At 64.0% G+C, this 13435-nt stretch carries 12 protein-coding genes; 11 read left to right on the top strand and 1 reads right to left on the bottom strand.

Translation table 11 applies throughout. From position 1 onward, the window contains the following. Positions 1-84: 84 nt before the first annotated feature. Positions 85-567: a zinc ribbon-containing protein gene (locus J9885_RS16615; RefSeq protein ID WP_043762182.1), complete on the bottom strand. Its 483-nt coding sequence runs from the start codon at positions 565-567 to the stop codon at positions 85-87. A gap of 235 nt (positions 568-802) precedes the next feature. On the opposite strand from J9885_RS16615, the gene leuS reads away from it, so the two are divergent. From leuS to J9885_RS16560, 11 genes are all read left to right on the top strand, one after another. After that, complete coding sequence (gene leuS / locus J9885_RS16610; protein ID WP_210550103.1) at positions 803-3394, top strand: leucine--tRNA ligase; 2592 nt, start codon at positions 803-805, stop codon at positions 3392-3394. Positions 3395-3511: 117 nt separating this feature from the next. Then, positions 3512-3994, top strand: coding sequence for an LPS assembly lipoprotein LptE (gene lptE / locus J9885_RS16605; protein ID WP_210550102.1), 483 nt, complete (start codon positions 3512-3514; stop codon positions 3992-3994). Between the two features lie 73 nt (positions 3995-4067). Continuing rightward, positions 4068-5102, top strand: coding sequence for a DNA polymerase III subunit delta (gene holA / locus J9885_RS16600; protein WP_210550101.1), 1035 nt, complete (start codon positions 4068-4070; stop codon positions 5100-5102). 76 nt (positions 5103-5178) lie between these two features. After that, entirely contained in the window at positions 5179-5865 is a 687-nt protein-coding gene (gene nadD / locus J9885_RS16595) for a nicotinate-nucleotide adenylyltransferase (protein WP_210550100.1), read from the top strand. A 172-nt stretch (positions 5866-6037) separates the two neighbouring features. Further along, complete coding sequence (gene rsfS / locus J9885_RS16590; RefSeq protein ID WP_043762188.1) at positions 6038-6376, top strand: ribosome silencing factor; 339 nt, start codon at positions 6038-6040, stop codon at positions 6374-6376. Positions 6377-6400: 24 nt separating this feature from the next. Then, positions 6401-6868 carry a 23S rRNA (pseudouridine(1915)-N(3))-methyltransferase RlmH gene (gene rlmH / locus J9885_RS16585; RefSeq protein WP_005298242.1) on the top strand — a complete coding sequence of 156 codons (468 nt, stop codon included), beginning with the start codon at positions 6401-6403 and terminating at the stop codon, positions 6866-6868. A 105-nt stretch (positions 6869-6973) separates the two neighbouring features. Beyond that, positions 6974-8890 (top strand): penicillin-binding protein 2, encoded by a 1917-nt coding sequence (gene mrdA / locus J9885_RS16580; protein WP_134695371.1) that lies wholly within the window; start codon positions 6974-6976, stop codon positions 8888-8890. Continuing rightward, positions 8883-9986, top strand: coding sequence for a rod shape-determining protein RodA (rodA, locus tag J9885_RS16575; RefSeq protein WP_043762191.1), 1104 nt, complete (start codon positions 8883-8885; stop codon positions 9984-9986). The genes mrdA and rodA overlap by 8 nt, the downstream gene beginning before the upstream one ends. Continuing rightward, on the top strand, positions 9986-10984 hold the full coding sequence (mltB, locus tag J9885_RS16570) for a lytic murein transglycosylase B (RefSeq protein ID WP_210550099.1): 999 nt from the start codon (positions 9986-9988) through the stop codon (positions 10982-10984). The genes rodA and mltB overlap by 1 nt, the downstream gene beginning before the upstream one ends. After that, positions 10926-11849 (top strand): septal ring lytic transglycosylase RlpA family protein, encoded by a 924-nt coding sequence (locus tag J9885_RS16565; RefSeq protein ID WP_043762194.1) that lies wholly within the window; start codon positions 10926-10928, stop codon positions 11847-11849. Before mltB ends, J9885_RS16565 begins: the two co-directional genes overlap by 59 nt. A gap of 165 nt (positions 11850-12014) precedes the next feature. Beyond that, entirely contained in the window at positions 12015-13244 is a 1230-nt protein-coding gene (locus J9885_RS16560) for a D-alanyl-D-alanine carboxypeptidase family protein (protein WP_043762195.1), read from the top strand. The last annotated feature ends 191 nt before the right edge of the window (positions 13245-13435 follow it).

Genomic DNA, 13435 nt, shown 5'->3' with positions numbered 1-13435 from the left:
TATACGTGAGCACTCTCGGTTACAGACAAGCGAGCAGCACATGAGCCTTGATCGCGGCCTCGCAGCAAGAGTGTGGACAGGTTCTCAGGGCGAGAGCGGCTCACGGTGATACTCGTCGGCCCCGCACTCGGGGCAGGTGCCGAGCTGCTCCGGGTGCAGCACGGTATGGCGCCACTCGCAGTGATCGCACACCAGCACGCCAAGCCCCACCCAGTCGCCGGCGCGGTAGACGCCCTTGTGCTCCAGCTCGTCCGCGAGCTCCTGCCACTCCACCTGGGCCCGATCGGTCACATCCGCCAGCCAGGACCAGACTGTGTCTTTGAGCGCCAGCATAAAGGCGGATTCCGGGGCCTCTTGCTTGCCCTCGTCGTAATTGCCGAGATCCCGTTTCACGTATTCGGCGATGAGCGCCAGTTCATCCTTGGTCAGATCCCCCGCCGCCTCCAGATAGGCCTGCACCCTGGCGATCATCCGGTTGAGACGCTCCCCCTGGAACTCCTCCGTCTCCTCCCACTGCTTCCTGAGCTGGGCGATGAAGTCTTCATACCCTTGTCGACGTTTGTCCATGACCATCACTCCTCTGCTGAACCCCGTTCGTGCCCGGCCTGAACCGGAGACTGAGCGGATACGGGCTGTGGTTGTCGCCCTCGCTCCCCAAGCTCCCCGGCTAAACCGCCAGGGTGCCGTGGCCGGGCCTGACACCGGGCGGATGCTGGCGGTTGTTGCCGCCGCAGGATATGGGTATTCTATTGCGATTTCCCAGCCGTTTTATCTATTCATTTCACAGATCCGGATGTCACCAATGCAAGAGCAATACGTTCCCCAATCCATAGAACCAGCAGTGCAGCAGCACTGGGATGCCAAGAAAACCTTCAAGGCCGTGGAAAAAGTAGACAAAGAGAAGTTCTACTGCCTCTCCATGTTCCCCTATCCGTCTGGTCGACTGCACATGGGGCACGTGCGTAACTACACCATAGGTGATGTGATCTCCCGTTATCAACGCCTCAATGGCAAGAACGTGCTGCAACCCATCGGCTGGGACGCCTTCGGCCTGCCGGCGGAAAACGCCGCCATCAAGAACAGCACTGCGCCGGCTCCGTGGACCTACGAGAACATCGAATACATGAAGAACCAGCTGAAGATGCTGGGTCTGGGCTATGACTGGGACAGAGAACTCGCCACCTGCAAGCCGGACTACTACCGCTGGGAGCAGTGGTTCTTCACCAAGCTCTATGAGAAGGGTCTGGTCTACAAGAAGACCTCCTCCGTCAACTGGTGCCCGAACGACATGACGGTGCTGGCCAACGAGCAGGTGATCGACAACTGCTGCTGGCGCTGTGACACCCCGGTGGAGCAAAAAGAGATCCCCCAGTGGTTCATCAAGATCACCGACTACGCCGAAGAGCTGCTGAACGACATCGACAACCTGGAAGGCTGGCCGGAGATGGTCAAGACCATGCAGCGCAACTGGATTGGCCGCTCCGAAGGGGTCAACATCAGCTTCGCTGTCGATGGCCTGGATGATCACCTGGAGGTCTACACTACCCGTCCGGACACCTTCATGGGCGTGACCTATGTGGGCATCGCCGCCGGCCACCCGCTGGCCGCCCTGGCAGCCGAAGGCAACCCCGAGCTCGCCGCCTTCATCGAGGAGTGCAAGCACACCAAGGTGGCCGAGGCAGACATGGCGACCATGGAGAAGAAGGGCATGGCCACCGGCCTCTACGCCATTCACCCCCTGGATGGCCGTAAAGTGCCGGTCTGGGTCGCCAACTTCGTGCTGATGAACTACGGCACCGGCGCCGTCATGGCCGTGCCCGGCCACGATCTGCGCGACCACGAATTCGCCACCAAGTACGGCCTCGAGATCAAGCCGGTCATCAAGCCGGTCATCAAGCCGGCCGACGGTGACGCACCGGACGTGATCGCCGCCGCCTACACCGACAAGGGGGTGCTGTTCAACTCCGGCGAGTTCGACGGCCTCGAGTTCCAGGCCGCCTTCGATGCCATCGCCAACAAGCTGGAAGCCCTCGGCCGCGGCAAGCGCACCGTCAACTACCGCCTGCGCGACTGGGGTGTCTCCCGTCAGCGCTACTGGGGCGCCCCCATCCCCATGCTGACCCTGGCGGACGGCACTGTGGTGCCGACCCCGGAAGACCAGCTGCCGGTTCTGCTGCCGGAAGACGTGGTGATGGACGGCATCCAGAGCCCCATCAAGGCCGACGCCGAGTGGGCCAAGACCACCTACAACGGCCAGGAAGCGTTCCGCGAGACCGATACCTTCGACACCTTCATGGAGTCTTCCTGGTACTACGCCCGCTACTGCTCCCCGGACTACGACAAGGGCATGCTGGATCCGGCGGCTGCCAACCACTGGCTGCCGGTGGATCAGTACATCGGCGGCATCGAGCACGCCTGTATGCACCTGCTCTACGCCCGCTTCTTCCACAAGCTGCTGCGTGACGCAGGTCTGGTGAACAGCGACGAGCCGTTCAAGCGCCTGCTCTGCCAGGGCATGGTGCTGGCCGACGCCTTCTACTACAAGGACGAGAAGGGCGGCAACGTCTGGGTCAGCCCCCTCGACGTCAAGGTGGAGCGCGACGACAAGGGCCGCATCACCAAGTCCGTGGACAACGAGGGCCGCGAGGTGATCCACTCCGGCATGACCAAGATGTCCAAGTCCAAGAACAACGGCATCGACCCCCAGCTGATGGTGGAGCGTTACGGCGCCGACACCGTCCGTCTGTTCATGATGTTCGCCTCCCCGGCCGACATGACCCTGGAGTGGTCCGACTCCGGCGTCGAGGGGGCCCAGCGCTTCCTGCGCCGCCTGTGGCGCATCACCTTCGAGCACGTCTCCGGCGGTGCCGTACCGGCGCTGGACGTGGCAGCCCTCACCAGCGAGCAGAAAGCCGTTCGCCGCGAGCTGCACAAGACCATCGCCAAGGTGAGCGACGACGTGGGTCGCCGCCAGACTTTCAACACCGCCATCGCTGCGGTCATGGAGCTGATGAACAACCTCTCCAAGCTGGGCAGCGACGCCCAGGATCGCGCCCTGATGCAGGAAGCGCTGGAAGCGGTCGTGGTCATGCTCTACCCCATCACCCCGCACATCGGCTTCGAGCTGTGGAAGATGCTGGGCAAGGGCGAGGACATCGACCACGCCACCTGGCCGGTGGCCGACGAGGCTGCCATGATCGAGACCGAGAAGCTGGTGGTGGTGCAGATCAACGGCAAGATGCGCGGCAAGCTGACCGTGCCGGCCGAGATCAGCCAGGCGGACGTCGAGAAGCTGGCCATGGCCGATGCCTCGGTGCAGAAGTTCACCGAGGGGCTGACCGTGCGCAAGGTCGTCTATGTGCCGGGCAAGCTGCTCAACATCGTGGCCAACTGATGCCATACCGCCTGGCCATGCAGGCTGACTGTCTGGTTGCCAAGCGGTAACAGCAAACGGATGATAACGGCGGGCCCTGCGCCCGCCGCTCTTCCCTTCATGCAAAGAGGATTTTTTATGGGCACCATCTTCACTCGCTGGATGGCCATCCTGATGGCAGGTCTGCTGCTGCAGGCCTGCGGTTTTCAGATGCGGGGCACCGCCATTCCCCCCGAGTTGATGACCATGAAAGTGGTCGGTGACAACAAGAGCGACTTCTACCGGCTGGTCACCACCCGCCTCAAGGCGGCCGGCGTGCAGCTCGCCGACAAGGAGGGCATTCCGGTGCTGACCCTGGGCAGTGTGCGCAGCAGCAGCCAGGTCGCCTCCGTCGATTCCATCGGCCAGGATCGCGAATACCTGCTGGGCTACAGCACCCAGTTCACCGTGGTCATGCCGGGCAAACCGACCCAGGTCTTCCCCATCACCTTCAACCGCAGCTTCCTGAACAAGCCGGATGCGGCGCTCGCCTCCTCCCGCGAGCAGGAGCAGCTCGGCAAGGAGATGCAGGAACAGGCCGCCAACCTGGTGATCCGCCAGCTCAGCCAGGTCAAGTTCTGATGGGGATCTATCCGACCGCCGGACTGGTGATCCATCAACCTCAGCCAGGTCCAGTTCTGATGAAGGTATCTTGATGAGAGTCTATCCGGAGCAGTTCGCGGATCACCTCAAGGCAGGGCTCAAGCCCTGCTATCTCATTTTTGGAGACGAGCCCCTGCTCAAGCTCGAAGCCATCGACGCCGTGCGCCAGGTGGCGCGCAAGCAGGGCTTCGATGAACGCCACAGCTTCGTGGTGGAAGCCGGGCTGGACTGGAACCAGGTCCATGACGCCTGCCAGGCCATGAGCCTCTTCTCCGCCCGCCAGATCATCGAGCTGGAGCTGCCGGCCAAGGTCGACAAGGACTTGGCCGCCCGCATCAGCGAGATCGGCAAGCAGCTCCACCCCGATCTGCTGCTGGTGCTCAGCGGCGCTCGCCTCAACCAGACCCAGATGAAGGCAGCCTGGTTCGACAAGCTGAGTCAGAGCGGCACCTATGTCCCGGTCAACCACCCCGAGCCCCGCTTCTTCCCGCGCTGGATGAGCGCACGGTTTCAACGCTTCGGTCTCAAGGCGATGCCGGATGCGGTCAACTTCATGTGTCACGCTTACGAGGGCAACCTGCTGGCCGCGAGCCAGGAGATCGAGAAGCTGACCCTGCTCTCGCCCCCCCAGCCCATCACGGTCGCCTACCTGCAGGAGACCATCATCCGCCACGCCCACTTCACCCCGTTCCAGCTGGTCGATACCCTGCTGGAGGGCAAGGTGAACCGGGCCCAGCGCATCCTGCTGGCCCTGCGCGCCGAGGGCACCGAGCCCGGCATGCTGGCCTGGACCCTGTGCCGCGAGCTGGAACAGCTCACCGAGCTGGCGCTGGCCGCCCGCGCCGGGCAACCCCTGGTGGAACACTTCACCCGGTTACGCATCTGGCAGAGCCGCCAGCAGCTCATCCAGCAGGCCCTGACCCGGCTCCCCTTTGCCAAGCTGCAGCAGCTGTGGCAACTGATGGCGCAACTGGACGACGCCCAGCGCCGCTTCGATACCGAGGGGGCCTGGCTGATGCTGCAGACCATCGCCCTCGGTTTTCGCGATGGCGCCCCTCTGCCTTTGCTGGAGGCGGATCCATGCTGAAAGCGCCCATCGGCATCCTCGGCGGTACCTTCGATCCGATCCATATCGATCACCTTGTTCAGACAGGGGCAGAAGAATGACGCTGAGACCACCCATCGGCATTCTGGGGGGGACCTTCGATCCCATCCACATCGGTCACCTGAGGCCCGCCATCGAGGCCCGCGAGGCCCTGGGCCTGGGCGAGGTGAGGCTGCTCCCGAACCACATCCCGCCCCACCGCGCCAATCCGTTCTGCTCCAGCGAGCAGCGCCTGGCCATGGTCAGGCTGGCGGCGGCGGAGAACCCGGGATTCGTGGTGGACGAGCGCGAGCTCAAGCGGGACACCCCCTCCTGGACCATCGACACGCTGATGGAGCTGAGGAGCGAGCTGCCGGACACCCCGATCTGCTTCCTGATGGGGATGGACTCCTTGCTCGGCTTGCCGGGCTGGCACCGCTGGCGGGAGCTGCTCGACCATGCCCACCTGGTGGTGAGTACCCGCCCCGGCTGGCAGCCGGACTATCCAGCCCCCATCGCCGAGTTGCTGGCCCGCCACCAGACCCGCGAGGTGGCAGATCTGCACCGGCTGCGCCACGGCCGCATCTGGCTGGCGGACAACCTGCCCATCGAGCTGTCGGCCACGGGGCTGCGGGCTCTGCTGGCGGCGGGGCGGGATCCCCGCTATCTGCTGCCCGCCCCGGTCGCCGACTACATCCGGCAGCACGGGCTCTATCAATCCTCGGCGGGGTCATCCGCCGGAGAGGGCGTCGAGCCGACACCTTGAGGCGTACCCGGCCTCGGCCCGACTATTGTCCGGACGGGTTGCGCACTATAGTGATCCTTGAGGGCCTGCCCTTGCGACATGACAGCCCGCACCTTCCCGTTGCCAAGCTGGGAAACGGGAGTGACCATGATATAATCCGCCGCCCTCTGGCGCCGGAAGACAGGAGAAGACATTGCAAGGCCAAGAATTGCTCGCCTTTATCGTCGACAAGATCGATGACATGAAAGGCCGCGACATCATCACCCTCGATGTGCGCGGCAAATCCAGCATCACAGACACCATGATCATCTGCTCCGGCAACTCCAATCGTCATGTCAGTGCCATCGCCCACAACCTCGCCAGCGAGGCGCGCCACGCCGGCCTCGATCTGCTGAGCGTGGAAGGGGAACTCACCGGCGAATGGGTGCTGGTGGACATGGGGTCGGTCATCGTCCACGTGATGCAGGATGAGTACCGCGACTTCTACCAACTGGAAAAACTCTGGAGCGGCGCCGCTCAGATGAATTCGTAATAAAGGGCGACAGCGTAACCAAAGATGAAAATCCAGTTGATTGCCGTGGGCACCAAGATGCCTGCCTGGGTAGAGCATGGCTTCGAAGAGTACCGTCGCCGCTTCCCCAAAGACATGCCGTTCGAACTCGTCGAGATAGGCGCAGGCAAACGCGGCAAGAATGCCGACATTCCCCGCATCCTGCAGAAGGAAGGGGAAGCCATGCTGGCGGCCGCCGGGCGCTCGCGTATCGTGACCCTGGACATTCCGGGCAAGCCCTGGACCACGGAGCAGCTCGCCGTGCAACTGGAAGCCTGGAAGCTCGATGGCCGGGACGTGGCGCTGCTGGTGGGCGGCCCGGAAGGGCTTTCCCCCGAGTGCAAGGCCGCCGCCGAACAGAGCTGGTCCCTGTCGCCCCTGACCCTGCCCCATCCGCTGGTGCGGGTACTGGTGGCCGAGAGCCTCTATCGCGCCTGGAGCATCACCACCAATCATCCGTATCACAGAGAGTGACCCATGCAGAGCCTATGCATTCCGCTCACCCGCCCGGCCCCCGGAGCCTGAGCATGCCTATCCGCACCGTCACTCTCCATCACACGTCAGCCATAAGGTAACGGCATGCTGAAGAATCGCATCGAAATGCGCGATCACAGTGCCGAGGGACGTCTGTTCTTCCGGCGCACCCTGGTCGCCTACATCGGCATGGTCGTGCTCATGCTGGTGCTGCTGGGCAACCTCTACTACCTGCAGGTAGAGTCCTACGACACCTACCAGACCCGTTCCAACGACAACCGCATCCGCGTCGTGCCGGTGGCACCGCCCCGCGGCCTGATCTACGACGCCAACGGCGTGCTGCTGGCGGAAAACCGCCCCGTCTACAGCCTGGAAATCGTACCGGAAGAGACCGAGAACCTGGAGAAGACCGCCGACGCGCTCATCACCCTGCTGGCCCTGCCGGAAGGGACCAAGGAGAAGTTCCTGGCGGAGGTGAAGCGCCAGCGCCGCTTCAAGCCGGTGCCCCTGTACGAGAAGCTGAGCGAGTACCAGGTCGCCCTCTTCTCGGTCAACCAGCACAACTACCCGGGAGCCAGCATCGAGGCCTACCTCAAGCGCTACTACCCGTTTGGCGACACCCTGACCCATGCCCTGGGCTACGTGGCCAAGATCAACACCCGCGACGTGGAGCGCCTCGAGAAGGAGGAGAAGCTCGCCAACTACGCTGCCACCAAGGACATCGGCAAGCAGGGGGTGGAGAAGTTCTACGAGGATCAGCTGCACGGCGTGGCGGGCTACCAGGAGGTCGAGGTCAACAACCGCGGCCGGGTGGTGCGCACCCTCAAGTTCCAGCCCCCCGAGCCCGGCAAGGACATCTACCTCAACATCGACATCCGCCTGCAGTTGAAGGCGCAGGAGCTGCTGGCCGGTCGCCGGGGTGCCATCGTGATGATGGAGCCCAACACCGGCGCCATCCTCGCCATGGAGTCGAGCCCGAGCTACGACCCCAACCTGTTCGTGACCGGTATCTCCAGCACCAACTACTCGGCGCTGCTCAACGATCCCGCCCGGCCGCTGGTGAACCGCACCACCCAGGGCATCTATGCCCCCGCCTCCACCGTCAAGCCCATGATGGCGGTGATGGGGCTGAACGAGGGGGCCATCACCCCCAACTATCGCTACTTCGGCGGGCCCAGCTTCTCCATCCCGGGCACCACCAAGAAGTTCCGCGACTGGCGTCGCTGGGGTCATGGCTGGCTCGACGTCTACCGCGCCATCGAGGTATCGGCTGACACCTACTTCTACGATCTCGCCTACCGGGTCGGCATCGACAAGATCAACAGCTACATGACCCGCTTCGGCTTCGGTCAGTACAGCGGCGTCGATCTCTACGAGGAGACCAAGGGGGTCATGCCGTCGCGCGACTGGAAGATGGCGCGCTGGCGCCAGCCCTGGTACCAGGGTGACACCATCTCCATCGGCATCGGCCAGGGCTACTGGAGCGCCACTCCGATCCAGCTCGCCAAGGCCATCAGCATCCTGACCCAGAACGGTCACGATGTGACACCGCACCTGCTCAAGAGCACCGCCTCGTCGGACGGCGTGGTCAACGCCCCCATCAACCCGAACGTGGCCATCGCCGCCAAGAGCGACACCTACTGGCAGGTGGCCAAGGACGGCATGTGGCGCGTCATCAACGGCCACGAGGGAACGGGACGCCGCGCCTTCGCCAACACCCCCTACAAGGCGGCAGGCAAGTCGGGCACCGCCCAGGTGGTGGGCCTCAAGGAGAACCAGGTCTACAACGCGGCCACCACCAAGGTGGAGCACCGCGACAACGCCCTGTTCGTCGCCTTCGCCCCCTTCGAGGCGCCCAAGGCCGTGGTCGCCCTGGTGCTGGAGAACGCCGGGGGTGGCAGCGCCATGGCGGCGCCGGTCGCCCGCCACATGCTGGACGCCTACCTGCTTCCGCCCGAGCCCCAGCTGCCACCGGCACCGGAAAAGCCGTCCCAACCGAGCGAGGTCGTTCCCAATGAGTAATTCTGCCCGCCAGCAGAGCATCTGGTACAAGCTGCACATCGATCTGCCGCTGCTGCTCGGCCTGCTGGCCCTCATGACCCTCTCCATGGTCGTGCTCTACTCGGCGTCGGGGCAGAGTGTTGACGCCATCGTGCGCCAGCTGGTGCGTGGCGGTCTGGCCTTCGCCCTGATGATCGGCATGGCCCAGCTACCCCCTTCCCTCTACGCCCGCTGGTCGGTGCCCCTGTTCGCCGTGGTGGTGCTGCTGCTCATCGCGGTGGACGTATTCGGTCACATCGGCAAGGGGGCCCAGCGCTGGCTGGACCTCGGCTTCATGAAGTTCCAGCCCTCCGAGGTGATGAAACTCTCCATGCCCATCATGGTGGCCGCCTGGCTCAGCCGCCATTCGCTGCCCCCCAAGTTCAGCCACGTGATGATCGCCCTGGTGATGGTGCTGCTGCCCACCCTGCTCATCGCCGCCCAGCCGGACCTTGGCACTTCCATTCTGGTGGCGGCCTCCGGCTTCTTCGTCATCTTCCTGGCGGGGATCAGCTGGTGGCTCATCGGGCTCGCGGTGCTGCTCATCTGCGCCTTCATGCCGGTGCTCTGGTTCTTCCTGATGCACGACTACCAGCGTCAGCGGGTGCTGATGCTGCTGGATCCCGAGAAGGACCCGCTCGGCCGCGGCTACCACATCATCCAGTCCAAGATTGCCATCGGCTCAGGGGGCGTGTTCGGCAAGGGCTGGCTGCAAGGCACCCAGTCCCAGCTGGAGTTTCTGCCCGAACGCCACACCGACTTTATCTTCGCCGTGTTCAGCGAGGAGTTCGGTCTGGTGGGGGTGGCCCTCCTGCTGGTGATCTACCTCTATATCATCAGCCGCTGCCTCTTCATCTCCATGCAGGCCCAGAACAGCTTCGAACGCCTGCTGGGGGGTGCCCTGACCCTCACCTTCTTCGTCTATGTGTTCGTCAACATGGGCATGGTGAGCGGTATCCTGCCCGTGGTGGGGGTGCCCCTGCCGCTGGTTAGCTACGGCGGCACCTCCATGGTGACCCTGATGGCGGGCTTCGGCGTCCTGATGTCCATCCAGACCCACAGGCGCCTGCTCGCCTGATGAAGTGCGGCTGGCTGGCGCTCTGCGTCTGCTCCCTGACGGCGGGCGCCACCGTCTCGCCAGCAGGGCTCGCCCTGCTGGCCGAACAGCAGCAGGTGCCGCTGGCCGAGTTGCAGGCCGCCATCGGCGAGGCCAGTCTGCGTCAGGAGGTGCTCGACACCATCCGCCGCCCCTGGGAGGCCAAGCCCTGGCACCGCTACCGGCCGCTGTTCGTCACCCCGGAACGGATCCGGGGCGGAGTCGACTTCTGGCAGCGCCATGCCTCCACCCTGGCCCGGGCCGAGCAGACCTACCAGGTGCCCGCCGCCCTCATCGTCGCCATCATCGGCATCGAAACCTTCTATGGCCGCCAGATGGGCCGCCATCCGGTGCTCGACAGCCTCTACACCCTGGGATTCCACTACCCCGAGCGGGCCGACTTCTTTGCCAAGGAGTTTGCACAGTTGGTGCTGCTTGCCCGGGAGGAGAAGTGGCCGCTCACCACCCTCAAGGGATCCTATGCCGGCGCCATGGGCATGGGCCAGTTCATGCCCTCCAGCTACCGTCACTACGCGGTCGATTTTGACGGCGACGGCAAGCGGGATCTCTTCGCCAACCCGGCGGATGCCATCGGCAGCGTGGCCAACTACTTCGCCCTGCACCGCTGGCGCTGGGGGGAGTCGGTGGTCGAACCCGCCTTGATCGGATTGGCTCCAGTAGGTACCCTGCTTGCACCCGAGCCCGAGCTCAAGCAGCGCTGGGCCGAGCTGGCGGCCGCAGGCATCGAACTCGCCACCCCGCTGGCACCCGACACGCCGGTAAAACTGCTGGCATTGGAGCAGGCCGAAGGACCGGAATACTGGGTCGCGCGCCACAATTTTTACGTGATCACCCGCTACAACCGCAGCCCTCTCTATGCGATGGCGGTGCATCAACTCAGTCAAGCCATCCAGGACGCTTATGCATTACAGCCACAAACTTCTCCCCCTCAGCCTGACCTTGTTGCTGGCCGCCTGTAGCAGCCAGCCGGAGCCACAGCCGCTGCCGCCAGAGCCCGTCCCCCAGGAGAAGCCTCAGGTCATCGAGATCCCCCAGGCGACCGGCGCCATTCCCCGCCCCGAACCCATGAGCCAGAGCGGCAACCGGGATTACTGGATTGGCAAGCAGAAATACGAGGTGTGGCGCGACATCAAGCACTACAGCGAGGAGGGGACAGCGAGCTGGCTCGCCAGGGATCTGGACGGCAACAAGACCGCCAATGGCGACGTGCTGGACAGCACCCTGTTCAGCGCCGCCCACCGCAACCTGCCGCTGCCAAGCTACGTGCGGGTCACCAACCTGGACAACGGGCTGGAGACGATCGTGCGGGTCAACGACCGCGGCCCCTTCGGCAGCGACCGCCTGATCGACCTCTCCCACGCCGCCGCCACACAGCTGGAGATGGTGGAAGGTGGCGAGGCCAGGGTACGCCTCGAGCTCATCACCGATCAGCCGGACCAGATGGTGGAGATGGTGCCCATGGCCCCCATGACACCGATGGCGCCTGCGGCGCCGGCCGCCGACACCTTCGTCAACGAGACGCCGGCCCCGACTGCACCGGCCAAGGCCGCTCCGGCACCAGCCGAGACGGCGACCAGCACCGTCTCCGCCCCCAAGACCGGCACGGCCGAGGGCAAGATGATCCAGGTGCTGGCGAGCGGCTCCGAGGCCCGGGCCCAGGCCATGGGCAAGGTGATGACCCAGCGCTACGGCGTGCCCTATCAGGTGGTGACCCATGGCGCCGTCTTCCGCGTCCTGATGGGGCCGGTGGCGGCCGATCAGCAGGCTGCCCTGCTGGATCAGATCCGCCAGGGCGGGCTGGAGCAGGCCTTCATCGTGCCCTGAACGCAGCCCCGACCTCACGCCGGGATACGACGTGAGGTCGGGGGAAAACCCATAAAATCCCGTCCAGATCGCAACTCGGGCTATGACCGACGAGCACATCTGGTATAGTGAAGCCCGCTTTTTTTCAACTTGGGTACACCCCATCCAGGCACCAGGAATTTCAAGATGTCCAAATTTGCCCGTTCCGTTATTCTGGCCTCCCTGTTAAGCGCCACCGCTCAGGCCAACCAGCCTGTTCCGACGCCGGATTCGGCACTGCCAACCGCCCAGCCGGTCCCCACTTTGAACAGCGCCCCCATGGTGGTCCCCGCCGCACCGGAGATCTCCGCCAAGGCCCACATCCTGATCGACTACTACTCCGGTCAGGTGCTGGCCGAACAGAACGCCGAAGAGCGTCTGCCCCCCGCCAGTCTGACCAAGATGATGACTTCCTACATCATCGGCCAGGAGCTGGCCAAGGGGAACATCAAGCGCACCGACATGGTGACCATCAGCCAGAACGCCTGGTCCAAGAACTACTCCGACTCCTCCAAGATGTTCATCGAGGTGGGCAAGCAGGTCTCCGTCGATGATCTCAACAAGGGCATCATCATCCAGTCCGGCAACGACGCCTGCGTCGCCATGGCCGAACACCTGGCAGGCAGCACCGACTCCTTCGCCAGCCTGATGAACAGCTGGGCCGCCAAGCTCGGCATGAACGACAGCCACTTCATGAACCCGCACGGCCTGGATGCCGAGGGTCACTACAGTACCGCTCACGACATGGCGCGCTTGGGCCAGGCCCTGATCCGCGACCTGCCGGAGGAGTACAAGATCTACGCCCAGAAGTCCTTCGTCTTCAACGGCATCACCCAGCACAACCGCAACCGTCTGCTGTGGGACCAGTCCCTGCAGGTTGACGGCATCAAGACCGGCCACGTCAGCCAGGTCGGCTACAACCTGGTCTCCTCCGCCACCAACAACGAAGGCATGCGCCTGATCGCCGTGGTGCTGGGCGCGAGCAGCGAAGCCACCCGCGCCGCCGAGAGCAAGAAGCTGCTCACCTACGGCTTCCGCTTCTTCCAGAGCCTGACCCCCTACAAGGCCGGCACCGAGCTGGTGACCCAGAAGATCTGGATGGGCGACAAGTCCGAGGTGAAACTGGGCGTCGACCAGGATGTCTCCGTGCTGGTCACCCGCGGCCAGGGCAACAACCTCAAGGCCGACTTCCAGCTCGAGAGCGAGCTGAAGGCCCCGCTTGCCAAGGGTCAGCGCGTCGGCACCGTGTTCCTGAAGCAAGGGGACAAGGAGATCAAGCAGGTGCCGCTGGTTGCCCTGGAAGAGGTGCAGGAAGGTGGCCTGATGAGCCGCCTGTGGGATTACCTGGTGATGCTGGTCTCCAGCTGGTTCAAGTAATACTCCCCTCCTCAAACAGCGGCGCCAACAGGCGCCGCTGCTGTCTTTTACGGTCAGTCCAGTCAATAACCCTGTAATCTGCAGGTTCCGCCGACTGACGATTTGTGGTAAAAAGCAGCATTTCCACGTCTTGCCAAATCACCGGGTCTTGATCCCGGTGCGGACAATGCCCATATAGACTGGGGTGATGC

This window comes from Aeromonas sp. SrichE-2G (assembly GCF_017939565.1).
Lineage (GTDB): Bacteria > Pseudomonadota > Gammaproteobacteria > Enterobacterales > Aeromonadaceae > Aeromonas > Aeromonas taiwanensis.
The sequence above is the reverse complement of the archived record's forward strand: the minus strand, read 5'-3'. Positions and strand labels throughout refer to the sequence as shown.

Excerpts from the sequence above, each read along its gene's own strand:
- mrdA (WP_134695371.1), top strand. The coding sequence starts at position 6,974 with ATGCTGAAGAATCGCATCGAAATGCGCGATCACAGTGCCGAGGGACGT.
- leuS (WP_210550103.1), top strand. The coding sequence starts at position 803 with ATGCAAGAGCAATACGTTCCCCAATCCATAGAACCAGCAGTGCAGCAG.
- lptE (WP_210550102.1), top strand. The coding sequence starts at position 3,512 with ATGGGCACCATCTTCACTCGCTGGATGGCCATCCTGATGGCAGGTCTG.
- J9885_RS16565 (WP_043762194.1), top strand. The coding sequence starts at position 10,926 with ATGCATTACAGCCACAAACTTCTCCCCCTCAGCCTGACCTTGTTGCTG.
- holA (WP_210550101.1), top strand. The coding sequence starts at position 4,068 with ATGAGAGTCTATCCGGAGCAGTTCGCGGATCACCTCAAGGCAGGGCTC.
- J9885_RS16615 (WP_043762182.1), bottom strand. The coding sequence starts at position 567 with ATGGACAAACGTCGACAAGGGTATGAAGACTTCATCGCCCAGCTCAGG.
- rlmH (WP_005298242.1), top strand. The coding sequence starts at position 6,401 with ATGAAAATCCAGTTGATTGCCGTGGGCACCAAGATGCCTGCCTGGGTA.
- rodA (WP_043762191.1), top strand. The coding sequence starts at position 8,883 with ATGAGTAATTCTGCCCGCCAGCAGAGCATCTGGTACAAGCTGCACATC.
- nadD (WP_210550100.1), top strand. The coding sequence starts at position 5,179 with ATGACGCTGAGACCACCCATCGGCATTCTGGGGGGGACCTTCGATCCC.
- J9885_RS16560 (WP_043762195.1), top strand. The coding sequence starts at position 12,015 with ATGTCCAAATTTGCCCGTTCCGTTATTCTGGCCTCCCTGTTAAGCGCC.
- mltB (WP_210550099.1), top strand. The coding sequence starts at position 9,986 with ATGAAGTGCGGCTGGCTGGCGCTCTGCGTCTGCTCCCTGACGGCGGGC.